Origin of the sequence: Microcoleus sp. S13_C3, assembly GCF_036700905.1 — a bacterium.
In the GTDB taxonomy this organism is placed as follows: Bacteria; Cyanobacteriota; Cyanobacteriia; order Cyanobacteriales; family Microcoleaceae; genus Microcoleus.
This window is the reverse complement of record NZ_JAUBPT010000016.1, coordinates 1-24,012: the sequence shown is the minus strand read 5'-3', so window position 1 is coordinate 24,012 and position 24,012 is coordinate 1. Positions and strand designations below refer to the sequence as shown.

The following is a 24,012-nucleotide window of genomic DNA, read 5'->3' as shown; positions in this document are numbered from 1 at the left end:
ACTCAATTAGTATAACCGGGGCGGGTTTATCTAGATTGTTTGTGAGCCTCAAATATTATCTGTAAAACCCGCCCCTACAGGCCTGTAGGGGCGGGTTTTACCAACCATCTATGTTGGAAACCAACAATATAATAAACCCGCCCCCACCCAAGGACTCAATTAATTAATGACTGTGCCCGTGCCCGCCATGAGAATGCCCGTGATCACCATGAGAATGCCCGTGATCCCCATGAGAATGACCGTGCCCTTCATGAGAATGACTGTGCTCGCGGTGCGCCGCAGCCAAACTCGGATTAACAGCAACCGCAGTCTCACTCAACAACGCTTCAATCTGCGGATTTGCCCACTCGGCCGCCATTTTCAGAAACTCTGGATGGTCGTTAACGCAAGGCACTTTGCGGTAAGTAACTCCTTGACGCTGTTTCTGCAAAGACTCAATAATGTGGTCTACATCTAACAATGTTTCGTGATTTTCTGTCGCAAATCCGATCGGCATAAAGACGATCGCAGTTGCACCCAAATCAATCAAATTCTTCGCAGCCAATGTCGCATCCGGCTGCGTCCATTCAATCAGCGGTGTGTCGTGATTCAGCCAACCCACCGAAATCAAAGGATAGCGGTGCATCAAACGTTCCCGCACGCGATCGTACAAAGCTTGACTTTCCACAATTCCCGAAGTAAAGCCCTTCGCCTTGTGCGGACAACCGTGATTCATCAGCACAATCCCAATCTGAGAAGGCAAATGGGCTACAGCTAAATCATTCTTAATTTCCTCTTCAACCAAATCCGCCATTAGCTGGATGTAAGCAGGTTCATCGTAAAAAGAAGGAATGTAGCGCTGTCCTTTTACCCAATGTTCCTTACCATCAAAGGTTTGTGCTAAAGCTTTATTCACCTGTTCGACTGCAATGCCGCTGGTGAAAACAGAATCAACAACCAACAGCGGATAAATCAGAATTTTGTCAAATCCTTCTGCTTTAATTTGCGGAATTACTTGTTCCGGCAAAAACGGCGCGCAAAAGTTAAAAGCTTTGAACACTTTTACTTTATCGCCCCATTTCTCCTGTAAATTCTTTTCAATCCCGGCGCGCTGCTGTTCAAAAATTGCATTGTGCGGCGAAACGAATTGACCGTGTTGGTGACTCCACTCGTGCAAGTCAAAGATTGCTAAAATCTTCGCCAGGGGCGGATAAATCCAAAGCGGTACTGGCGCAAACTTTGCCGTAAGCAAATTTAAAGCTTGTTCGTTGTAGTTGGCAAAATCGTCGTAGCTTTCGACTTCGCCATAACCCATCAGCAATACAGCAACGCGATCGTTACTTGCGGGTGCTGCAGATGTTTTGTACTCGATTTTTTCTGGAGAAGCAACCACTTTGTATTCCTCAATTTTATTTATTCTAAGAGATCCAGGCAGGATGAAGGGGGAATCGGAGATTTTTCATTGTGTGCGATCGCACGACGGTTGTGCGCGGGGCTGATTCCCGGTTTCTTGGCCCATACTTCCCGGTCAAACCTCTTATTTATCCTAGAAACCGGATTGATGAGCATCAGTCCTAAGTAGGTTTTTTGACCAAGAATTTCAAAGGTGGTACCCGCCACGTGATTTATCCGTGGAATCAATCCCCAATCGAAAATCCTCAAACCTCCGCATTTATCCGTGGGGTCAATCTAAAATCTAAAATCTCAAATCTAAAATCGATTGACCCTGACCCGAAATTCGTAGGGCAGCTAAGCTGGCAGGCGTCTAATTTTCACAATCCTGTTTCTTTAAGCTTTTGTGGGGTCAGCTTCGACGCCGCCCCAAAAGTTAAATCTAAATACAGAACCGCTTAAAACTAGAATCAGCCTTTGCTAAGCTTGACAGGAGATGGGGCGGGGGGGGGATAAGTTTCATGTTTTCTTAAGACTCCCTGACCTTGCCTCAGATTAATGGGGTTTGGAGCGTTCCCAGCATTTAAGTTGGGGGGATACTCTTCAAACTTGACTCTATTATAAGTTTAACACCCTATCCCCAGGGGTAGTATATGATATAGTAGGCATATGATAAAGTTATGTTGCGAACTATATTAACTTTCTTGACGAACTATGAGACTGGTAATTTGCCCCGGATTCCACGAACCAAAGCTAACCGACTGTTTCCTGACGGGACTTTCGGGGCTTTGGGGACTGGTAGCCGATCGCCCAAACCAGCAAATAGTCGAGCCTGTCAAGATTTTTCCCGCTCATAAATATCCGCCTTTTTCAGCTATTGACATATTGCACTTTTTGTGCAGTGAAGACTTAGCAGGAGAAAGTCTAGTATTTGTCAGCTTTTCGGCAGGAGTAGCCGGGGCGATCGGGGCGGCTCTTCTGTGGCAGCAACTCGGCGGCAAAGTCGGGGCTTTTTTTGCCTTAGACGGTTGGGGAGTACCCCTGGGGGGCAATTTTCCCATACACCGAATCAGCCACGATCGCTTTACGCACTGGAGTTCGGCAATTCTCGGTGGCGCTGGAGAAAGCTTTTATGCAGATCCCGCGATCGAACATTTGGATTTATGGCGAGCTCCCCAAACGGCAAAAGGCTGGCATCTCAGCCAAACCGCCGCCGGGATTGAGACTGCCGCACCCACAACCGCAGCAAAATTTTTAGTCCACCTATTGAAACAATACGGAGTCCAATCAGTTGTTTAATCTAAATTTAGTATCCTCAGCGATCGCACCTATTGCCACCATCGCCCGCCTCGACAATTCTCTCACTTCAGCCACAACAAACACCATCAAACAGTGGTTAATATTTAGCGCCTCAGCATTTTTAGTCTCAATTCCCGTCTTTGTGCAAGCACCGTTAGTGCGCTTATATCCAACCATCAGTTTGCTGTCAACTATCCCCTGGTTCGTTCTGAGTTTAATTCTAATTTTCCGCCCCAAAACACAACTTTGGGGAGATTTATTATTAGGATTTGCCGGATGTTGGCTCGCAGGTTCTATCTATTGGGGCTGGTTTAGATGGGAACCAATTTTACATCTACCTATAGAAGCAATTGGCTTGCCCTTTGCTATTTGGTGCTTGGGCAAATCTTGGGGAAAAGTTGGTGGCTATTTTTACTTGGGTTCGCTCTTGGGTACTGCCATTACCGATTTATATTTTTATTTAACAGGGTTGATGCCCTACTGGCGCCAAGTGATGCACGCGGAACCGGAATTAGCAATGCCGATTTTTCAAAGTGCGATCGGTCAAATTGAAACTCCTTGGGGCATAGGCTGTGCTTTAGTTTTAATCGCTGTACTGCTAACAGTTGGTTTGCTGAGCTTGCGGGGCACGCAACTGCACTGGCGCGCCTTCAGCGGAGCAGTGTTAAGCACGCTTTTGGTAGATGGTTTATTTTGGCTGGCTGCCTCCGCAGCTTAAAATTTATGATGGTTTCTATGTTGGGGATTTTTTACCGCAGATGTAGGCAGGTTGACGCAGATTTTTTTGAGATTCCCGACTTCTTTAAGAAGTCGGGAATCTGGGTATTTGTTTAGCATCCGCCTGTTAACTTGATATAAGTTACAGGATAGTTAGGATTAGTGGGATTCCCGATTAACCGCTGATTCCTACAGTCCACAAGCAAATCTAACTTCTCTAAAACCACCTGACCAATCAACACCTCATCACCTGTCACCAGAGCATCCTCGGTAGTCCTACGCCCCTCAATTTCAATTAATATAGCCTCCGTTACTCCTACGGTTTCCTGACGACCATCAGCATACTTAACAAGCTGCTGTCCTATAATTCGTAAACCTAGCTGCTGTACCATCTCTGCTGAAATTACTAGATAAACCGATCCTGTATCTACTAGAGCTTCTATTTCACACTCACGCAACAGCCGAGGCGCCAGCAACCCCCGACTAATTAGAGCTTCATCTATGGCGTTGGTCAGCTTTACCTGAGTCTTAACTGCCCCCATGTTGTTAATTCCATCCAATTCTAATTTATTTAATTCTTTCATATTAAATTTCCTTTTAATCTTTTGCTGCTTACATTATACGAGTTCTGCTAAATGAGACGCGATCGCCCCGGGAGCATCTCATATTTGTAAAAATACTTCTTCTGGCTCCTTCCTTCTTGTGGCTCCTTCCTTCTTCTAGCTCTTTCCTTCTTCCTCTTTCCTTCTGCCTCCTGCCTCCTGCCTCCTGCCTCAAAACTCCAATTTCTAGCTTGGCCGCAAAGGTGAGATGCTCCCATCGCCCCTCCTTCCTATATGATTTAAAATTATCACTCAAAACTCAAAACTACTTAACCATGTCTTTCATTTCAATTCGCGGTGTAGAACATTATTACGAGTGGATAACTGCAGATAACAGTACCCAACCCAGTGGCAAACCAGTGATGGTATTCCTGCACGGCTGGGCGGGATCGGCGCGCTACTGGGAAAGCACGGCACGGGCTATTGCTGATGATTTTGATTGTTTGCTCTACGATATGAGAGGTTTTGGTCGATCGCCCTTGCCGAAAGAGCCTCCTGAGTCCAGCTACGAACTCGAAACCTATGCCCACGACTTAGCGGAATTATTAGAATCTCTGAATTTAAGCCGCGTCTTTCTCAATGCTCACTCTACAGGTGCATCAATTGCTACTTTATTTCTCAACCTTTACCCTGAAAAAGTAGAAAAAGCAATTCTCACTTGCAGCGGGATTTTTGAATACGATGAAAAAGCCTTTACAACTTTTCACAAATTCGGTGGCTATGTGGTAAAATTTAGACCATCTTGGCTGGCATCGATCCCTTTTGCCGATCGGCTATTTATGGCCCGGTTTTTGCGCCGTTCCCTGCCCACAGAGGTCAGTCTGGCGTTTCTCAAGGATTTTTTAATGGCAGACGAACAAGCTGCTATAGGTACAATGGTGACGGCAGTCAGCAAAAGAGCAGCCGAGGAAATGCCCCAAGAATTTGCGCGGCTGAGTGTTCCCACACTGCTTGTTGCCGGAGAATTCGACCAAATTATCCCCGCCGTCATGGGAGAGCAAGCGGCCTCCCTCAGCAAAAAAGTAGAATTTGTTATAATTCCGAATACGGCTCACTTTCCGATGCTGGAGGATGCTGCAACATACTTGCAGCGAATTCGAGACTTTTTGCCAGCAGCGGCTTAGCTGAGTTATTGTTCATCTAATGCACGATCGGACAAGCAAGCTTTGAGAACGGCTTTTGCTCCGATCTTAATTTTTAATTCCTAATTTCTTAAAGCGAAAGGTGGTACAATGAACGACCTCGACCAATACTATAAAGTGCTGGGACTGTTGCCGGGAGCTTCCAGAGAAGAAATTAGCCAAGCCTACAAGGATTTAGCGTTCATTTGGCACCCCGATCGCATCCCCAAAGACAATCCCAGACTACTACAGAAAGCTGAAGAAAAGATTAAGGAAATTAATCAAGCTCGCGAACAATTGCGATCGATTCAACCAAGAGGTCAGAATCAGAACGTTCAGCACAAACATACTCAGCACAAACACACCCAGCAACAAAACACCCAGCACAAACACACCCAGCAACAAAACACCCAGCACAAACACACCCAGCAGCAAAACACCCAGCAACAAAACACCCAGTACAGAAACACTCAGCAACAAAATACTCAGCAACAAAACGCTCAGTACAGAAACACTCAGCAACAAAATACTCAGCAACAAAACGCTCAGCAACAAAATACCCAGCAACAAAATACCCAGCAACAAAATACCCAGCAACAAAATACTCAGTACAGAAACACCCAGCAACAAAATACCCAGCAACCCAATACTCAGTATCAAAACACTCAGTACCAAAACGCTCAGCAACCCAATACTCAGTACCAAAACACTCAGCAACCCAATACTCAGCAACCCAATACTCCGTACCAAAACACTCAGTACCAAAACAATCAGTACAGAAATACTCAGTATCCAAACACCCAGCCACCATCGGCCAACCCAAAAGAACCCCGGTACTCTTCTGAACCCTCTTCAGGAAAATATCCTGGAAATTATGCGGGAAACTATGGGGGAAACCCTGCAGGGCCCTATTCAGAGGCCTCCCGCTACCAATCGCCGCCGCAGCCATCTCAGTCTTACCGCCAAGCTGGCCCCCAAGCTCCCGATTTGAGCGGTTCCAACTTCAAAGGAGCTTCCTTAAAAGAAAAGGATTTTTCAGGGAGAAACTTGAGCAATGCAAACCTGAGTGAAGCCGACTTAAGTGATGCTTTTCTACACAACGTCAATCTCACAGGCGCTAATTTGCACCAAGCAAACTTGTTCAGGGCCAATTTGTTAGGAGCTTGTTTGATCAATGCCAACTTGAGAGAAACCAACTTAATCGGAGCCGATTTGAGCGGTGCTGACTTGAGCGGTGCTGACTTAACAGGAGCGAAAATCGGTTACGGCGATCGAGTTATGGTCAAACTTACCCGGACTACATTAACAGGTACAATCTTACCAGACGGTACTGTTCATAGCTAAATTATTTAGTTTTTAGTCAGTGGTTGTAGACGCGGGTTTTACCCGCAATATTTGCTGCAACTCCAAACACAAAAAAATCCGCCCTTTGCGAATTTGGGATGAAAACTTATATTCTTTCCGCTAGAACAACCGCAATAAAATTGGTTCGTAGTGAGGGCCTTCGTCGTCAGAATTGTATGAGGACTTGCATTCCGCGCTGCGTACCCATAATGGTTGAATTACTTGATATGATATTACGCGATCGCGATCGCACAAACCGAGTTTTTTTACCCGGTTCAACAACTGCAACGAGGTCTTTTCCTTCATCAAACCCCCTTTCTGTCTCCCACACGGCTAATCGAGATTCATATTACAGCAACCGCCAAAAAGGTTCCTGTTCTGTTTTTTCCTTCTGCCTTATTCCCGACATCCGTTACATCCGTTACATCCGTTACATCCGTTACATCCGTTACAGAATCCGTTGCCGAACTTCCTTCTTCCGGACATCCGTTACATCCGTTACAGAATCCGTTGCCGAACTTCCTTCAACATCCGTTATTAATTACTTCCGCCACGGCCATTGCGTAACTTTCGTCCAGCAGCCAGCATAGCGCCTCCCGCCATCAAACCCCCCACAGTCATCGGTTCGGGAACCGGCTCAGCTTGAACCGTCTCCACAGAACCGCCTTTAATAAATACAGCAGAATCTAACTTGCCATCGCCCACATCTTTAATGCGGATGCTGAGAACATTCGTCTGATTTTGCTTGAGCAAACCCTCAAAACCTAAAACTTTAGTAAAACCGTCGAGCTTAACGATGTTAGCAGCAATACCTGTAAAACTTGGGTTGTCAATATAGTCTGGGTGATATGTAGAGCGATTATATGGATCTGGAACAAGATTATTAATCGTAACTGTTTTTCCGTCTCTCAATTTTGCCAAATTAGTGCCGTTCAGCAGCAGTTCAAAATCGTCATTATATTCTTCATAAGCGCCGAACTCAGGAAACTCCTCAGAAGCAAATACATATTGAAAGGACAACTTTTGAACCGTGCTATTAGCAAAAAAGCTGAGGTTTAGCTGAGTCAAATCCCCCTCTTCGCCTTCAGCCCCAAAGTCCGTGCTTAAATCGCTGTTTTTGGTCGTGAAGTTATCTTTCCGATTCTTACCCGGTATATCGGTGACTTTACCAGTGCTCAGAACAACACCTGATCTCAAACCGAAGGGGTCATTAGTGAAAGTACCAAAAGCAGCCGAATTACCCCTAATTGAAACAGAGAAATTACTCAACCCGGCTGTTTTAGCCCCCAATAAATTATTTTTTAAAGTCTCGGTGTTATTAGTTGCCCCTACCGAAAATGCCATTGCTGGCGCTGCCAACAAACTCAGAGCAGTAGTTAATGTAGCTGTTAAGGCAGCAATTTTGTGAGTAATTATCATAAATTTTTCCTGGAAGATACAAACCTGATCTTATGCACAACTTAATTTTTACATGATATAACTATTAATGTCTAGTGCCTTTACAATAACTTTACACATAAGTGTATCTACGCTTTTTGTGGTTAACTTTTTTGGTAGTTCTTGGCAATTAGTCAGCCTATAAACCTCAGCGCAAAAATACGGAGGCAAAAATACACCTACAGAGACTAATAATTTCAGGACTTACGCACTGGAGACAAAAGAAACCGGGTTTTGATACCGTTGTCATCTCCAAAATGACTAATAGCTAATGACTAATAGCTAATGACTAATGACTAATGACTAATGACTAATGACTAATGACCTCCCCCAAAAAAACGATACAAGCCCCCGATTCCTGTCGTAGAGAGATCAAAATTTTTGACCCTAGTTCAACATCCCAGATTCATCTGTGGAGTAAATCTACAATCCTTCGACCCTCGCGCCACTCGACCGCTGGCCGAAGTCTAAAATCTAAAATCTCTAATCGACTGACTGTTGACTAAAACCCCCTTGCTTCTCCTTCCCCGCGCCGATCGGCAGCCCCTTCCAACCAACCGTCGGCAGTTAGGACGATCGCATTGGCATTGCCCCAGCCGTCACCTTCGACAATCTGGTGCCCCCGCCGTCGCAACTCCGAAAGCGTCGCAGCCTCAAAACCTCCCCGTTCCACCCTCAGGCGATCGGGCTGCCACTGGTGGTGTACGCGAGGTGCAGACACAGCATCGCCGACATTCATGTCATAAACCAATACGTTCAGTACAATTTGCAACACCGTGGTAATAATGGTGCTGCCTCCGGGAGCTCCCGCAGCGAGGAGAAATTTGCCATTTTCTGTCACGATGACCGGCGTCATGCTGGATAAAGGAGTTTTCCCTGGGGCGATCGAATTTGCCTCGGAGCCCACCAAACCAAACAAATTCGGCACTCCCGGCGCCGCTGCAAAATCATCCATCTCGTTGTTGAGCAAAATTCCCGTACCCGCCGCCACTACTCCAGCCCCAAAACCGCCATTCACCGTAAAAGTCAAAGATACCACATTGCGCTCTTTGTCAACTACCGTGAGATGGGTAGTTTCAGGAGACTCCCACACAAAGCGGCTCAAAGTTTCAGCGTCAACAGCTTTTACCTCGCTGGAGGGTCTGGCTTTTGACATTTGGATTTGCGATCGTCTCAATTTGGCATAATTGGTGCTAGTGAGAGCTTTGACCGGTACACTCACAAAATCCGGGTCGCCCAAATACTCGGCCCTGTCAGCATACGCAATCCTCATACTCTCCGCCAGCAAGTGCAAAGTATCTGGACTTTGCCTCCCCAACCTCTTGAGATCCGTATCTCCCAGAATATTTAAGATTTGCAACAAATGAACGCCGCCGGAAGAAGGAGGCGACATCGCGCAAATTTCGTAGGTGCGAAAGTTGCCGCAAACCGGATTTCGCCAAATCGGCGTATAGTTTTTCAAATCTTCGAGAGTGATAATGCCGCCGTTTTTAGCCATATCGCCCGCGATCGCCCGCGCAATGTCCCCGGTATAAAAACTCTGCGGGTTTTGTGCAATCTGCCGCAAAGTCCGCGCCAAATCCCGCTGCACCAAAAGCTCACCAGGTTGGTATAAAATGCCACCACGAGTAAAAACATCTCGCGCCGCCCGGTTTTTTTTGAGCACATCCTGTCGTCGCCCGGTAGCCTTGGTAAACCGCGAACTTACCGGAAAGCCTTTTTCAGCCAGGGCGATCGCCGGCGCCACCACCTGTGCCCAAGGCAACTTACCATACTCGCGGTGCACCGTATAAAGTCCAGCAACAGTGCCCGGAATACCCGCCGCCAAATGCCCGTCCAGACTTGCCCTTGGGCGCACCTTGCCTTGCTTGTCGAGGTACATATCCCGCGCCGCCCGTTTCGGAGATCGTTCCCGGAAATCCAGCGCTTGCACAGTCCCCGTCTCGGTCCGCCGCAGCAGCAAAAAACCCCCGCCACCGATACCCGCCGAAAAAGGCTCCACCACCGAAATCGCCAAAGCCGTAGCAGCCGCCGCATCCACTGCATTACCGCCCTGTTGCAGCACGGCCAGCCCCGCAGCGCTCGCCAGAGGGTGAGCTGAAACTGCCATCCCCTGTTTGCTGCGCTGTTGCTGCAAGTTTGGCTGTAGCTGCTGCTGGCAGCCACCCAACACCAAGACTGTTAGGCAACAAGTATAAATTCGCACTTTACTCAAGAAATTTGGCAACATTTTTTACGGGTGAGGCGAGGATTTTTTACAGTATAATTTTATGATGGTCTTCCCTAAGACCTAGCAATACTAAGTTCAATCGCAGATAAATTACCTGTTATGGTAGACGGAAAAACGCTTTGACCCTGGGAGGCGATCGCGGTACAAGAGGAAGAGAAAAATCAGGGACAGCTTATGGTCAATTCATAATTAAACAAGTTTGAACAAGCATTTTTGTGGAGAAAGTATAGCGGTTCTCAAAAAAGTGAGGTATGCTTTTCGGCCCTATGCCCTATGCCCTATGCCCTATGCCCTATGCCCATGAGTACCTCATCTTTCTGAGAAAGGCTATACACATTTCCAAAAAGCTGATGAACCGACAAAAACGCCGTTGCTGATTTACGGTAGAAGAAGTTAAAGATGCAAATCATATAAACAGTATTCACAAAGCTTCGTAATTTTCCCTTTATTTTTTTTTCCTAGCCTGATTAAGCAACAGCAATAACCATCGGTATTTTAGGTGATGGCTATGGTAATGCAACATATAGCAGATTTAGCATAGCCGTTTTTGGGCAGTTGTTCGACTGGTTAGTTAATCAATACAACAAGATTTACCCAATCAGGCTCTCAAGTTTGATTAATAATTATAATGAGGTTTGTAGTGAGGAATCAAAGTCCTCAGTCGCCCGCCTCTGGCCCATGACAAACAATTTTATGCTCACCGATTAACCGGAATCCCTCTGAGTCAGAAACCAGGTTTTTTAGTAGCTCTATAGTTCTCCCACCAATAATTTGGGCTGAGACCTGGTTTTTCTGGGTAAGTCCTATTAAAGCAAAAAGATGCGATCGAATTTAGGACAACTCCAGTCCCCCGTAAAAACTCTCAATCCCTCGCACCCGTGGCCTTCGTGTCAGAAAAATTGCCCGCCAAATAATAGTCTGCACTCCGCCTGCTAACGGCTGTCCCCTCCTTATGGTAACTCGCACTGATGTCCGTAAACCTGTTATATTGGCAGTATCTAGGCCCGTTTCCTGACTACAGGTACTTGCACGTAAATGAGTCAGAGTGTCGGCTTCGAGACTATAGCAATCCTCGCATCAGTTGTAAAAATATGTAGGGGTAGTGCCAAGAATGCCTACCCAGCCTGCATCGGGGCAACCGGGCGTGGGGAGAGCCCCTACAAGAATTACACAAATCATTTAGGATTGCTATATACTTCGGCGAACAACTACCAAACCACACCTTAATGCAAGTTATGAACAGCCAAAAAGTCAGCGTAATCATTCCTGCATTCAATGCTGCCGACACTCTGGCCGAGACAGTTGCCTCCGTACTCAATGGCACCCACAAGAATCTAGAAATTTTAATTGTTGATGACTGCTCTACTGACGCTACTGACAAAGTTGCTGCTAAGCTGGTCGAGCAAGATTCGAGAATTCAATACTTCCAGAATCCCCAAAATTACGGGGTTTCTAAGGCGAGAAATTTAATGATATATCGGGCAACGGGCGAGTATGTAGCGTTTCTCGACAGCGACGATACCTGGGAACCCAACAAGCTAGAAGTTTGTTTGAAGATGCTCGCCGACAATCCCGAAGTCAAAGCTGTGGCTCACGCTTTGCGGTATTTAGACAAGCGCGGTAAGAAGTTGAGTTACATTCCCACCTATCCTACCACTAAAGCAGAAATGCAGGCGATTAAGGAGACAGGCGAATGTCCTTGGGTTTTCCCGTCTTCTGTTGTAGTCGATCGCTCTATTCTACTCCAAGAAGGCGGGTTTCCCGAAGATTGGGAGGTAGGAGAAGATACAGAATTATTTACCAAACTTGCTCAAAAGTATGGCTTGCTAGCGGCCAGAGAACCTTTGGGAAATTATCGAATTAGAGGCAACTCCCTCACAGATAAGCACTGGCTGAAGAAGCGCATAGCTTCTGATTGTGTCAAGGAAAACCAACAGCGGCGCTTGCGGGGAGAAAAAGAGTTATCGCTCAACGAGTACGAACAGTTATGTTTTAAGAATTTGCCACTTTTGAAAAGGCTAAACAAATTCCGAGAAGTTTTGGCACTGCACTACATGAGAAAGCTGGGACAAAGCTGGTTAAATCGGGAGGTTTTGCCTACTATTGTTTACGGCATCGCTACCACAGTGCTCAATCCTCAAGCTACTGTGAACAAGTGGAAATGGATGAAGACTCACGAAAAGTTGAGTCATCAAACCGCAGAAGATATTGGTCCTTCGGCAGAATCAAACCCTCAGCGATCGTCTGAAATCGGGCGGCTGTCCTAAAAAATGTTATAGTTGTATAGCCTTTCTGAGTAACATGAGGTGCACTCTGGATAAGCGGCCATAGGGCATAGGGCATAGGGCATAGGGCATAGGGCATAGGACATAGGGCATAGGACATAGGGCATAGGACATAGGGCATAGGACATAGGGCATAGGACATAGGGCATAGGGCATAGGGCATAGGGCATAGGGCATAGGGCATACCTCACCAAGATTGAGAACTGCTGTATGCGGATTTAGTCAAGAAATTAGGTGCTGCCAATACAGCCGAATCAAAGTTGATCGCCCAGGGGCTGATTAATACGCGATATTGGAGGTTCTGAGCCGTATTTGACTGTTAATATCCTGTAGGGTCAATTACCCGCGATACCAGCTACAGCGGCTTGCAGCCGTGCGATAGGACACCATATACAAATCTTTGAAAGCCTGGACGCGATCGGATGTCAGCCTTGAGTTATTCGGCCGCCAGCTTCAACCCTATACAGGGCGAAAATAGCAGCGATCGCCAGCCGTGCTATTTGCCCCCACAACAGTTAGAATAAATAATGTATAAGTAAAAAGGAAAGTTTTTGGAATTAAAAAATGGGTAGCAAACCCCTTTTTGATGCAGAAAATAAAAGCAAAAATTTATAAAACATTCTGCCTTTTACCTTCAGAGGACGATCGCCTTTTTATGTGGAATTAGATTGAATTTATGGACTGGCAAGAAATTTCTGGTAACTGGGTATTAATTCCTTCAAGACCGATCGCGATCGTGCATTTTCTCGGCGGTGCATTTGTGGCGACAGCACCCCAACTCACCTATCGCTGGCTGTTAGAAGCTTTGGGGAACCAAGGGTATGTTGTAGTCGCCACGCCGTTTGTCAATACTTTGGATCATATTGCGATCGCCCGCGATGTCCTCAACAAATTTGAAAATGCCCTGGATCGCCTGCGGGCCACTAAATTGCTCAAATCTTCCTATCTCCCCATTTACGGTATGGGACACAGCATGGGATGCAAACTGCACTTGCTGATCGGTTCTGTGTTTGACGTAGAAAGGGCAGGCAATATTCTGATTTCTTTCAACAATTATGCGGCATCCGAAGCAATCCCGATCGTAGAGCAAATTTCCCCCGTCTTTAACGTTGAGTTTACCCCGTCCCCGCAAGAGACTAATCGCCTCGTCCAAGATAGCTATCAAATCCGGCGCAATCTTTTAGTCAAATTTAACGGCGACAACATCGACCAAACCCTGCTGTTGACCAAACTGCTAAAAGCACGATTTCCCGACATGATTACAGTTCAGACTCTAGCGGGCAACCATCAAACGCCCTTGGGTCAAGATGTTAGCTGGCCTGTGGGTCAAATTTTTACGCCCTTCGATGCGATCGGGCAGTGGGTCAAACAAGAAGTGTATCGAGAATTAAATCAATTAAAACGGACAATTCTGCTGTGGCTTAATCCTACGTCCCGCGTTTGAGATTTGAGATTTGAAATTGTGGAAGTGCTCCCACGGATAAATCTGGGGGCTGGTGATTCAAACACATAGCATAAAGTGACAACTAATACTAATTTTAAAAAAGAATGCAACAGTATTCTTGTTCCCCCCGCAATGCAGCGGGGGGGCTAGGGGGGTCGAAGAGTGTTGCACGATTTTAGAGAAATGGTATAACGTCGCAGAAAGCCAACTCCTGAGCGGGGTTGGGATGATGGACAGCATATAAAACAGACGCTCCCCTTAGCCTATATATCAGCCTGAATTCAGTATTAATACAGTGGCGTTTGAGCTAGCGGGTGCTCTTAAATTGTTATAGGGATGTCTGAGCTATTCACTCATAGCGGCGATGATCCTACTTTTCCGACTTTTCCGACTTGAAAGATCCGACTTTTCCGACTTTACTTTAGCCTGAGTCGTGAGTCAACATAGTGATAAGCTGTTGTGCATTTAATTTGTATGTTGAGGGCGGGCTCTCCTGCCCAACCCCTACTCCCCACAAGAGGAAAAATTTATTTTACTATGCAATTTAAATGCGGATTAGCTTAGGTACATCCGAGGCTAGGTAAATTACCGCCTAAATTAATCGCAAGTTGTTTGTCCACCTAGAGTTTCAGGCTCCAGAGATGTTAAGTTGTAGTTCTGCATCCATCCCTTGCTCAGGCACTCAAGATATAGATTCAGCTTTTTGGAAATTATGGCAGGATAATCAAGATTACCTTTACCGTTGCTGTCGCAAGTGGATGGGCAACCCAACCGATGCTGAAGATGCCCTCAGTCGGGCGATGCTGAAAGCTTGGGAGAAAGTAAGAGATTGTACCGATGATATCAAAAACTTTAAGGCTTGGTTAACTAAACTGACTTATAACCTGTGCGCCGATATCCATCGAGAGCGCAACAGGGGTGCACTAGGAGTTGACAGTTTAGACACCATTGCTATAGGAAACGAAACCGAATTAATTAGCCAAGAAGAAACACCAGTTCGCGCTGCATAGCAGCGCGAACTCGAATTATTTTTTCGTGGCACAATAGATGAGTTGCCAGATAGATTGCGCGAGACTTTTATTCTCAATTTTGAATCAGGGCTATCTTATCAAAATATTGCAGAACAGCTTAATATATCCTACGATAACGTCCGCAAGCGCATTTCCCAGGCGCGGGCAATTTTGCGTCAGCGGTTCAATGAAAATTTCTCTGAAGATGGGACTGACTCTGATTTGTCTAATCCTAAGTCCAGGGTTTCTCCTCAGTCTGCAAAACCACGGAAGTCGAAGAAGACTGCTCAAAAAGAACCGGTTGCGGGCGAGATAATCTTATCTGGGGAGTTAGAAGAAGTACAAATTATTGCTGGTGTAGAATTACCAGAGGCGGCTTTGTCTGTTACGCAGATTGAGCCTGTTTTGGTGGATGCTCAATCTGATGAGAAGTTAGAGAAAATAGAGATTGTTGCTGATGGGGAACCTCAGTCGGCGGCGCTGTCTGTAGCGCATAGAGAAAAGCTGGAACTAGAGGAAAGGATCAAAGGCGAGAAACCACGTTTCTTTAGCTTTAAGCGCATAAATGTTAGTTTTAATGCTGAAAGGAAGTCGGTTTCTGGGGAAATGAGAAACCGGGTTTCTCTAGTTTTGATCGATAAAATCTTAGCCTTTACCCCGAAAGAAACCCGGTTTATGAGGGGGATAGACTCAAGCTAAACCCAGACAATATATTTTCACCTGATAATTCTGTGGGGAGATTTCGCACTTCCACGTCTTGTCGTGCGCGATAAATTTCTACTTGTTGCTGTTGGGGGTTAATCAACCATCCCAATTGCACTCCTGCGCCCATATATTCCCGCATTTTGGAACGCAGCATTTCTAAATCATCTGTTGCTGACCTTAATTCGATCGCCAAATCGGGTGCGATGGGGGAAATTTTATGGCGTTGTTCGGGCGTGAGTGCTTCCCAGCGTTCGCGCTGAATCCAAGCGGCAATTAATTCGGTTTCGCGCCAACGAGAGACATAATAATTAATTTTCCGACAGTTCGTTCAAACTGTAACTCGCGGTTATTTTGACATAACTGATAGAACTGTTCGTCTGTCAGGTGAACGGTTCTAGGTTTAATGTCAAGGGACTTGTAACTTTACACCTAGCCGGAATAGTAGTGAAAATTATATTGTGCTATTCCTTGACAAGAGAAGACTGGTGTGATATTGACTCGTTTCTGCTTCCCCTGAAGAGGAAGAGGGGCCCATTTTTGGGTTGGTTTTATCGGGTTCGGCGAGTTTCGGAAAGTTATGCAGTTGAAGAGTTCACAATTTGGGTTCGGGAAACGTCTTATTAATAGATGAGCAAGCAGTTCCAATCAATATGTATACAGTTAATAACCAGCAACTAGATCCGATGACGTTAACAACCAACAATGGGCAGATCAACCTCCCCGGTCAAGGTCAGGTTCAGGTGGATGGCCAGATTATAAGAATTTCATATCATAAGCTTAACTATGATCTTTTCGGAAATTGGCCATTCGCCATTGGACAGGTCTTAAATGCGTCATATTCAGAACCAAATGTGTATTTGTCCAATCAATCCGCAACAGCTATTTATAACTATCCTGGGCCATAGATAACTTAATATCTTGGTTTACAGATATAGCGGTTCTCAAAAAAGTGAGGTATGCCCACGGAACCCTATGCCCTATGCCCCATGCCCCATGCCCTATGCCCAGTCGTACCTCATCTTTCTGAGAAAGGCTATAACTTGGAACGTCTTATTCACAAATTATCGTTGGAAATCAATACCTGAAAGCTGATCGCCCCTCAACCGTTCATATTCCGAAAATCAACAATCAATAACCAAAGGAAAAACAACTATGAAAGTACCAATCCAAGCCGGACACGTACCGCGTTAAAAGTGGTAAATGTTCGGTCAACAAAAAGTAAACACCAACAAAAAAAGGAGTGAAAATCATGCGCGGTGGTCCTCGTTAATATCTAATTCAATATAACTCAAAGACTTCATCAGCATTTACTAGATAGTATTTAGCTGATGAAGTCTAATTTCGATTCATAGCTCTAACCGCAGAGCTATCCTATCTAAAAAATGGGTTTCCCGTTCGCTTCAATCAAATATTATCAATGCATATTACTTGGTTTTTAAAAGCTGTCAATAAATATATTGCTGGCCATAAAAAGTTAGCTGGTGCGATCATTATTTGCCTGGTTCTTGATGCAGCATTTGATACCCTAATGAGGGGAAGTCTAAAGTTTATTATCGATGCGGCCATCATTCCCCAAAATTATCGCCTTCTTGTTTTAATTCTTGGTCTGCTGGCTTTTGGCGGAATTCTCTATGCCTGTGTCGGTTTGCTAGGAAACTTTTTAGGAGCGCGTTTAGGCGTTTTAATTATCAATAAAATCCGCTATTCTCTCTTCGAGCATCTCCAAACCCTATCAATGGATTTCTTTGGCAGACGTTCGGCGGGGGATATAGTCAATTGTTTGTTAGCAGATGTAGCCAAGGTCGAAAATGGTGTAGTCACGATGGGGCTATCCGTGCTGATTATAGACCTGAGCAACATTCTGTTTTCTGCTATTTTCCTCTTTTCCCTTAACTGGCAGTTAGCCGTACTCAGTTTTATCGGTTTAACCGTCTGTACAATTGCCCCAATAAAAATTGCTGGTATCGCTACTGAAAAAGGCTATGACTTGCGGCAAAAAGAAGGACAGATTGCTAGTGTCATCGAAGAAAATATCCTGTCTCAATCTGTTATCAAAATCTTTGGCTTAGAAAAGCAGATGAACCAGGAGTTTAACACCTATTTAAAGGATTTTAAACGGGTTTATGTCGGGGCAACATTTCTATCCTACTTAGTCCAAAAAATCCCGGTTGTCACTTTCGTATTCGTCCAGATTATTATTTTAGGTGTCGGGGCGACGATGGTGTACCGGAATTTTATTTCAGTTGGAACCTTAGTCTCCTATCAAGTTTTATTAATCGGCTTACATAACAGTATTTTCAGCTTTACTTTTATGCTGCCTTACCTCATAGAAGCAGTAGCAGCGATGCGACGGATTAATGATATTTTGACTGAAGTTCCACAAGTACAAGACTGTGAAAGATCTGTGGTTTTACCCCACTTTTCCCGCGCTATTGATTTTAAAGAGGTTACTTTTAGCTACTCTTCTGAGAGAGAAGGAATTAAAAATCTATCCCTAACTATCCGTCCAAAGGAATTTATCGTATTTGTTGGGCCAAGTGGTGCGGGGAAAAGCACGATTGTCAATTTGCTGGCGCGATTTTATGACCCAGATAAGGGGTGTATTTTGTTTGATGGGGTAGATTTACGTCACGCTCAAGTCCGCTCTCTCCGCTCACAACTCGGACTGGTTTCGCAAGAGGTGATTCTGTTTAACACAACTGTGCGAGAAAATATCCGCATGGGTGATCTGGAAGCCAGTAACGAGCAAGTAGAAGCTGCCGCCAAAGCCGCAGAAATTCACGATTTTATTCTGACTTTGCCCCAAGGTTACGATACCCCCATAGGCGACAGAGGCGGACAGTTATCGGGAGGACAGCGACAAAGAATTGCCCTCGCTAGAGCGCTCGTCAGAGATCCGGCGATTCTGATTCTTGATGAAGCCACCTCAGCCCTAGATCCGGCAACAGAAGCGGGTATTCTCGCCACCATTGAGCATATCGCCAAGGAACGCACAGTTATTACGATCACCCACCGGATCGGTCAGGCTTTGCGTGCGGATACGATTTTTGTGCTGGAAAACGGACAGCTTGTTGCATCAGGTCGCCATGCAGACTTGTTGGAACAAAAAGGACTCTATGCCACCCTTTGGCAACAAAGTCATCCAGCAAATACCAACTTAACTTTACAAGCCCATTCCTAATAACAGATTTCAACTACTGACTCTTGGAGCTTAATTTTATGACAACTACCAATGATTCTAAATGGGTAATTCCTTCCTCTCAGAGCCTTGCCTCAAAATCCCTTGAGGAAGAGAAAGCTAAGTGGGATGAAAACCACGAAGATTATGCCAACAATGCTTTCAGCATGACTCAAGACCCTGAAATCTGCAAAGCACTGGTACGTCCTAATCAATGTTCTGGCTTTGATATTCCCAATTTACCTGACATTAAAGTTCTGATTCCCGGTTGTGGCTCGGAAATTTATCTTCAGAAGACCTTATTAGAATTTTGCCCTCAAATTGGACAAGTCTACTGTACTGATTTTTCCAAAACAGCTATTAAAAAAGCTCAGGAAAATTGGAAAAACGCAAATGGGGATTCCCGACTCAACAATCAGCAAATTGTGTTTGAGGAAGTAGATTCCACTCGCATAACTGAACAAAGACCTGATTGGCAGAATAGATTCGATTATGTTCTACTTGTGAATGCAGTGGTTTCCAGTGAGGATGAAGCCAATCGCAAGATGATACGAGAGTTTGGTAAGGTTCTCAAGCCAGGAGGGAAGCTCTATGGTTTTTTCCCAACAATCTATTGTTTCTTAGAAATTGCCTATTTAAGTAAAAATCACGCTCACTGTTTAACAGAGGGTTTCATCGATTTACCTCACAATACAGTTTGGGGCGTTGATTGGCATGATCCACAGATTTATTACAGTCCCTTGCGTTTGAATCGCATTTTTAAAGAAGCGGGATTAAAACGACTCAGTTTAGAAACTTATTTCTTGGACTCTGATATCTTAGCTCCAGCCTTTAAACAGGATATAGGCCATGACGATCCAGATATCTATGAATGGACTCTTCTAGCCCGGTATGAGAAAGAAAAGGTTTAAACAGCCTTTTAGGACTTACGCACAGACTCTATTTGTAGGGTGCGTACTACGCACCTTACTACTAACGCCAAAGAATCGCCCTTGCTAGAGCATTAGTCAGAAATCCGGCTATTTTGATTTTAGACGAAGCGACATCCGCCCTTGACCTGGTAACGGAAGCGGGTATTTTTGCTACAATCGATCGCATTTCTAAACAACGCACAGTAATTATGATCACCCACCGTATGGCTCATGCCTTGCGTGCAGATAAGATGTTTGTGCTGGAAAATGGCAGTATTGTGGTATCAGGCTAGCCATACAGATTTGATTCAACAAGAAGGAATCCATAGCACACTTTGGCAACAAGTTAATGGGGTAAATACCGATGCTATGGGAATTGCCACTATCTAGGGCGGTGCAGTCAAATCAAAAGATCGTAAGCTGCGTAGCAGCTTAACAGTCACGCAGGGTTATTAGGGAAGAGTTGAGGGGCTACCCTCAACCCTTACCCGCTACAAATATTAGTGTTATTTTCGATCGTCGATACAGGGCGAATAATTTTTGACGATCGACAAACAGTTCCGTCCATCAGCCATTCTCTCGTAACTAATACTGTCTGCGATGTCTTTGATCAATTTTAGGCCCCGCCCGCCCGGAGAGTGAACATCGACTTTTTCCGAAATATCCTGGATTTTTTTCTCTAAATCAAACGGATCGCCCGAGTCCCAAATTTTAATCTCTAAAGATTCAGCGAACACGGCCACCTGAATGTCAACAGGCAAATCCGCTGGTTTGCCCTTGTGGGCGTGACGCACCGCATTCGTAAAGCCCTCAGCCAAAGCCAACTGACACCGTATCCACACACTTGTAGGAATTCGCGAGTCGTACAATTGTGCAAACCACGACAAAACCCAGCTTAATCCATTCAGACCTGTATTGACTTGAAGATCCGCTTTTTTTAGCATCGGCAACTTTTGGGAACCCTTTAATTCAATCACGCTCACCACAGAAGTTCTTCATCGGCCCGTGGGCAAAATACAACCATAAAAAATACGATGAGACAAAATACAACGAGACCAAGTATAACGGGGGCAAAATTGAATGGTAGTTTGAGGATACTAGCTTTGGTGGGCCGTGGATCGATGTCTAATCCACTAATCGGTTAGCCACTATACCATAAATACCACATCCCTGTCAACCAGCGCCTGTGGGAAATAAAAGTCTATAAAAATTTATATTCTGAGTATAAACTGAGTGAAGTTCGATCGCGCCAAATTTCCATCAAGTTTTAACGTAAATTGAACTCAACGACCCGCCCTCAAAAGCAATTACCTCGAAAGCGATGTCAATCAACTATACTCAATCTCAGACAAGGGCGCTGACAGGATATATTTTAAATGACCCCCAGACCTTGAAAAACTTGTAGTACCTAAGTGCCCATGTTTCAAATTCTGGTTATAGACGATGATACGGCTGTTCAAGAACTGCTGAGAAGAACCCTGAAAAAACAGGGTTACGAAGTAACAGTAGCAAGCAATGGCGAAGACGGTGTAGCCCAGGCGCAAAAATTGCGTCCGGCCCTGATAATTTGCGATTGGATCATGCCGCGCTTGACGGGCATCGATGTCTGCCGTCGAGTTAAGGCAGATCCGGATCTGTCAACTACACAATTCTTTTTGTTGACTTCTTTGGGTTCGATCGCCGATCGAGTCAAAGGCCTCGACGCCGGTGCCGACGATTTTATCTCGAAGCCGATCGAACTCAACGAATTACAGGCGAGAGTACGCGCGGGATTGAGGCTGCACCAACTCAGCCGAGATTTGAAAATAGCCAAGCAAAGTCTGGAAGCAGAATTAGCCGAGGCCGCCGAGTACGTGCAATCGCTGCTGCCAGATCCGATGACGGAACCTTTCAGCATCGAGGCAAAATTCATTCCCTCCCGGCAGTTGGGGGGAGATTGCTTCGACTACAACTGGCTAGATGCCGATTATTTGGCGATTTACTTGCTCGACGTAGCCGGTCACGGTTTGCGGGCGGCCCTGCCTTCGGTGGCGGTGCTGAATTTGCTGCGATCGCGCACGCTCCCCAACATAGACTACTACAAACCCAGCGACGTTTTGCGGGCCCTCAACACCACCTTCCAGATGAGCTACCAAAACGACAAGTATTTCACCATCTGGTACGGCGTTTACAACCGTATTTCTCGCCAGCTAGTTTATGCCAGCGCCGGCCATCCACCGGCAGTGTTAATTTCCCAGTCCCCTGCGAGCACCGCTAAAATCCAGCGATTAAAAACCCCCGGAATGCCGGTCGGAATGTTCCCCGACGCCCCCTATGTCGATAATTGCTGCGATGTCGAGGATTTGAGCACTCTCTACATCTTTAGCGACGGGGTATACGAGATCCACCAACCTGACGGCAATATCTGGGGGCTTGACCCTTTCGTAGATTTGTTAGCAGCTTACAACGGTGCAAGTGCCGACCAGTTAGAGCTGGTTTTGAACTACATTCAAAAGTTGAACGCTAAAGCAGTTTTTGATGATGATTGGTCTTTACTCAAGGTAAACTTTGGCTAGCTGACTTCTTGCATTCCATCTGCGACCAAATAGCAAGAAGGCAGCAGCCCCAAGATTTAGTTAGTTGAAGGAATTTTGCTATTAAAAGCATCGCGGGTCTGAAATATCTCGAAAACTCGATCCATACTGGTGAGTTCAAATAAGATGCGGATTTGCTCGTTGATAGAACAGACAACTAATTGACTCCCAGCGGCCCGGACTGTTTTGAGCGCCAAGACTAAAGCGCCCAAACCAGAACTATCCATAAATGTCACATCAGTGAAGTCTATCAATACCACATCAGCTCCCGCTTCCACTAGGTCGCTAATCTCTTGGCGGAATTGACTTGCCTTGGTGCCGTCTAAAATGCCAGAGGGCTGAATAATTTTAACTACAGGACTCATATTTTGCGGTGGGAATGTCAGAATTTCTAGCCAGACTAGGCTAGTATAGCTGCGAGATGGACTCCGATCCAAATAATATCAATTCCGCTGGCATCGTCCGTGATTGTTGACTGTTGACTGTTGAAGGAGGGGTGGAAAAACTCAATGGTTGAGTATTAACTGTTGACTCGATTTTATGATTCCGATGCAACCGGAAACGATATAAGAGAGGGGAAAGCGCCAGAGCCTGAGAGCGGGAGAATAGTTTTGAGTGCAAAAGATGGTGCTCGTCGCGGATCGTAACGCCGATCAGAGTCGCCGCGCTTCGCCGGGAGTGAATGTTGAGAGAGAGACAATCTTTGTTCTGCCGAAGGCCTTCTGGTATTAACTACCAGCCGGGAAGTCCCGGGCGTATATTTAGAGGGGATTAATCTGAGCGCTGTGCCCCGTACCCCGTTGGGAATTACGCCCGCGTGATGAAAGGCTCGTCGGGTGTAGGTACCGAAACCGACAATTATTCTTTTATACCCCAAGATGCTCGGGAAATACTCTGATACTATATTAGCAAGTGGGGGTGGAACTACCTCACTATAAAAAGCATGAGAAAAAAAAGGAAAAAGAAGCCTGCGGTCTAACTGTACTCAGTTGACCGTCAGGTTTGTTCACTCAAACTCGGCTAACTTTGGCGCGGTAGAGCAGTTTGTCGCCTTGTCTGTAGCCTGTGTAGCGGACCTTGACGGGTTCTCCTGGCTCGGCTGTTCCTTCCATGAGCTGGTGGTGTTGGGGGTTGTAGGGAATCTGGGCTCCGACTGGGGCGATCGACTCCACTCCCCAATGCTCTAATAACTGCTCGACGGGCCGCAGCAAGGGCAGTAGTTTCTGAGCCCGCAAGTTGTGATTTTCCTGAGCTTTGCTCGCAGCAGTCGGCCACTGCAACATCCAAGATTCTAAAATTTGGACGCTAGATAGCTGGAATTCCTGCATCAAAGATTCTCGTTGCTGTTCGATCGAAGCTTGCAGGCGCTGATATTCTTGTTCTAGGGCACTCGGTGGTGCCTTTTCTAACTCTACATAGTTTGGCGCCAAGGTTGCGAGCAGTTCGGTTAAGGAAATTTGCAAAGCTTGACTAATTTTGAGCAGGATGTCGGCTCTGGTTTGCAGGGCTAAGCCACGACGCAGGCGACTTAGCTGGATCTCGGAAACTCCCGCTTTTTGGCTGAGTTCTCGATCGCTCGAAAGCCCCGCCTGTTCCATCAGGCGTTGCAGTTGAGGAGCATAATCTGGAATATTGGCAGTCACGAAAAACTCATCCAAATTAATAAATGGACATATTCTCGATCGTAAACTGTCACGAGCCTTAAGGAAATAGCTGGTAAAAGTATAGTCATTTATTGCATGACATGGGAGGCGCTAAGCCCCTCCCCTTTCACTTTTACTTTGA

The 24,012-nt window shown here is 45.7% G+C and carries 23 protein-coding genes; 12 read left to right on the top strand and 11 right to left on the bottom strand.

Translation table 11 applies throughout. From position 1 onward, the window contains the following. Nucleotides 1–163 precede the first annotated feature (163 nt). On the bottom strand, nt 164–1,372 hold the full coding sequence (locus QUA16_RS06915; RefSeq protein WP_333102489.1) for a ferrochelatase: 1,209 nt from the start codon (nt 1,370–1,372) through the stop codon (nt 164–166). Nucleotides 1,373–1,392: 20 nt separating this feature from the next. Next, the gene (locus tag QUA16_RS06910; protein WP_333181065.1) at nt 1,393–1,599 is read right to left on the bottom strand and encodes a hypothetical protein; all 207 of its coding nucleotides are present in this window, start codon (nt 1,597–1,599) and stop codon (nt 1,393–1,395) included. Between the two features lie 486 nt (nt 1,600–2,085). Here QUA16_RS06910 and QUA16_RS06905 point away from each other — a divergent pair, with 486 nt between their 5' ends. Further along, nucleotides 2,086–2,670 carry a hypothetical protein gene (locus QUA16_RS06905; protein ID WP_333102490.1) on the top strand — a complete coding sequence of 195 codons (585 nt, stop codon included), beginning with the start codon at nt 2,086–2,088 and terminating at the stop codon, nt 2,668–2,670. Further along, nucleotides 2,663–3,388: a DUF3120 domain-containing protein gene (locus QUA16_RS06900; protein ID WP_333102491.1), complete on the top strand. Its 726-nt coding sequence runs from the start codon at nt 2,663–2,665 to the stop codon at nt 3,386–3,388. The genes QUA16_RS06905 and QUA16_RS06900 overlap by 8 nt, the downstream gene beginning before the upstream one ends. Nucleotides 3,389–3,500: 112 nt before the next feature. Here QUA16_RS06900 and QUA16_RS06895 read toward each other — a convergent pair whose 3' ends face one another. Together QUA16_RS06895 and QUA16_RS06890 are read right to left on the bottom strand one after the other, a co-directional pair. After that, entirely contained in the window at nt 3,501–3,971 is a 471-nt protein-coding gene (locus QUA16_RS06895) for an aspartyl protease family protein (protein WP_333102492.1), read from the bottom strand. Between the two features lie 47 nt (nt 3,972–4,018). Continuing rightward, nucleotides 4,019–4,207 carry a hypothetical protein gene (locus QUA16_RS06890; RefSeq protein ID WP_333102493.1) on the bottom strand — a complete coding sequence of 63 codons (189 nt, stop codon included), beginning with the start codon at nt 4,205–4,207 and terminating at the stop codon, nt 4,019–4,021. Between the two features lie 57 nt (nt 4,208–4,264). Here QUA16_RS06890 and QUA16_RS06885 point away from each other — a divergent pair, with 57 nt between their 5' ends. Both QUA16_RS06885 and QUA16_RS06880 read left to right on the top strand, forming a co-directional pair. Further along, nucleotides 4,265–5,113 carry an alpha/beta hydrolase gene (locus QUA16_RS06885; protein ID WP_333102494.1) on the top strand — a complete coding sequence of 283 codons (849 nt, stop codon included), beginning with the start codon at nt 4,265–4,267 and terminating at the stop codon, nt 5,111–5,113. Nucleotides 5,114–5,221: 108 nt separating this feature from the next. Continuing rightward, a complete protein-coding gene (locus tag QUA16_RS06880; protein ID WP_333102495.1) occupies nt 5,222–6,454 on the top strand; it encodes a pentapeptide repeat-containing protein in 1,233 nt (410 codons plus the stop codon). A 120-nt stretch (nt 6,455–6,574) separates the two neighbouring features. Here the strand turns inward: QUA16_RS06880 and QUA16_RS06875 are convergent, their stop codons facing one another. The 3 genes from QUA16_RS06875 to ggt form a co-directional block, all read right to left on the bottom strand. Continuing rightward, a complete protein-coding gene (locus QUA16_RS06875) occupies nt 6,575–6,760 on the bottom strand; it encodes a hypothetical protein (RefSeq protein WP_333102496.1) in 186 nt (61 codons plus the stop codon). 231 nt (nt 6,761–6,991) lie between these two features. Then, the gene (locus QUA16_RS06870; RefSeq protein WP_333102497.1) at nt 6,992–7,873 is read right to left on the bottom strand and encodes a choice-of-anchor L family PEP-CTERM protein; all 882 of its coding nucleotides are present in this window, start codon (nt 7,871–7,873) and stop codon (nt 6,992–6,994) included. A 520-nt stretch (nt 7,874–8,393) separates the two neighbouring features. Further along, nucleotides 8,394–10,121, bottom strand: a complete 1,728-nt coding sequence (gene ggt / locus QUA16_RS06865) for a gamma-glutamyltransferase (RefSeq protein WP_333102498.1) — start codon at nt 10,119–10,121, stop codon at nt 8,394–8,396. A 1,235-nt stretch (nt 10,122–11,356) separates the two neighbouring features. On the opposite strand from ggt, the gene QUA16_RS06860 reads away from it, so the two are divergent. The 4 genes from QUA16_RS06860 to QUA16_RS06845 all read left to right on the top strand — a co-directional run bounded on the left by QUA16_RS06860 (nt 11,357) and on the right by QUA16_RS06845 (nt 15,559). After that, nucleotides 11,357–12,388: a glycosyltransferase family 2 protein gene (locus QUA16_RS06860; RefSeq protein ID WP_333102499.1), complete on the top strand. Its 1,032-nt coding sequence runs from the start codon at nt 11,357–11,359 to the stop codon at nt 12,386–12,388. A gap of 694 nt (nt 12,389–13,082) precedes the next feature. Next, nucleotides 13,083–13,850: a DUF1350 family protein gene (locus tag QUA16_RS06855; protein WP_333102500.1), complete on the top strand. Its 768-nt coding sequence runs from the start codon at nt 13,083–13,085 to the stop codon at nt 13,848–13,850. A gap of 641 nt (nt 13,851–14,491) precedes the next feature. After that, entirely contained in the window at nt 14,492–14,860 is a 369-nt protein-coding gene (locus QUA16_RS06850) for a sigma-70 family RNA polymerase sigma factor (RefSeq protein WP_333102501.1), read from the top strand. Between the two features lie 42 nt (nt 14,861–14,902). After that, nucleotides 14,903–15,559 (top strand): sigma factor-like helix-turn-helix DNA-binding protein, encoded by a 657-nt coding sequence (locus QUA16_RS06845; RefSeq protein ID WP_333102502.1) that lies wholly within the window; start codon nt 14,903–14,905, stop codon nt 15,557–15,559. Here the strand turns inward: QUA16_RS06845 and QUA16_RS36870 are convergent. Further along, on the bottom strand, nt 15,534–15,779 hold the full coding sequence (locus QUA16_RS36870; RefSeq protein ID WP_445299824.1) for a Uma2 family endonuclease: 246 nt from the start codon (nt 15,777–15,779) through the stop codon (nt 15,534–15,536). The two genes, QUA16_RS06845 and QUA16_RS36870, sit on opposite strands and share 26 nt — an antisense overlap. Nucleotides 15,780–16,982: 1,203 nt before the next feature. On the opposite strand from QUA16_RS36870, the gene QUA16_RS06835 reads away from it, so the two are divergent. The 3 genes from QUA16_RS06835 (at nt 16,983) to QUA16_RS06825 (ending at nt 19,947) form a co-directional block, all read left to right on the top strand. Beyond that, the gene (locus QUA16_RS06835; protein ID WP_333102503.1) at nt 16,983–18,746 is read left to right on the top strand and encodes an ABC transporter ATP-binding protein; all 1,764 of its coding nucleotides are present in this window, start codon (nt 16,983–16,985) and stop codon (nt 18,744–18,746) included. 38 nt (nt 18,747–18,784) lie between these two features. Then, nucleotides 18,785–19,654: a class I SAM-dependent methyltransferase gene (locus QUA16_RS06830; RefSeq protein WP_333102504.1), complete on the top strand. Its 870-nt coding sequence runs from the start codon at nt 18,785–18,787 to the stop codon at nt 19,652–19,654. 113 nt (nt 19,655–19,767) lie between these two features. Next, complete coding sequence (locus QUA16_RS06825; RefSeq protein WP_333102505.1) at nt 19,768–19,947, top strand: hypothetical protein; 180 nt, start codon at nt 19,768–19,770, stop codon at nt 19,945–19,947. A 213-nt stretch (nt 19,948–20,160) separates the two neighbouring features. Here QUA16_RS06825 and QUA16_RS06820 read toward each other — a convergent pair whose 3' ends face one another. After that, nucleotides 20,161–20,640, bottom strand: a complete 480-nt coding sequence (locus tag QUA16_RS06820) for an anti-sigma regulatory factor (RefSeq protein WP_333102506.1) — start codon at nt 20,638–20,640, stop codon at nt 20,161–20,163. 432 nt (nt 20,641–21,072) lie between these two features. Between QUA16_RS06820 and QUA16_RS06815 the strand changes: the two genes are divergently transcribed. Next, entirely contained in the window at nt 21,073–22,209 is a 1,137-nt protein-coding gene (locus tag QUA16_RS06815) for a PP2C family protein-serine/threonine phosphatase (RefSeq protein ID WP_006632014.1), read from the top strand. A 56-nt stretch (nt 22,210–22,265) separates the two neighbouring features. On the opposite strand, the gene QUA16_RS06810 is transcribed toward QUA16_RS06815, so the two are convergent. Both QUA16_RS06810 and QUA16_RS06805 read right to left on the bottom strand, forming a co-directional pair. Continuing rightward, nucleotides 22,266–22,592 carry an STAS domain-containing protein gene (locus QUA16_RS06810; RefSeq protein ID WP_333047161.1) on the bottom strand — a complete coding sequence of 109 codons (327 nt, stop codon included), beginning with the start codon at nt 22,590–22,592 and terminating at the stop codon, nt 22,266–22,268. Between the two features lie 645 nt (nt 22,593–23,237). Further along, nucleotides 23,238–23,870, bottom strand: a complete 633-nt coding sequence (locus QUA16_RS06805) for a helix-turn-helix domain-containing protein (protein ID WP_333102507.1) — start codon at nt 23,868–23,870, stop codon at nt 23,238–23,240. Nucleotides 23,871–24,012: the final 142 nt, after the last annotated feature.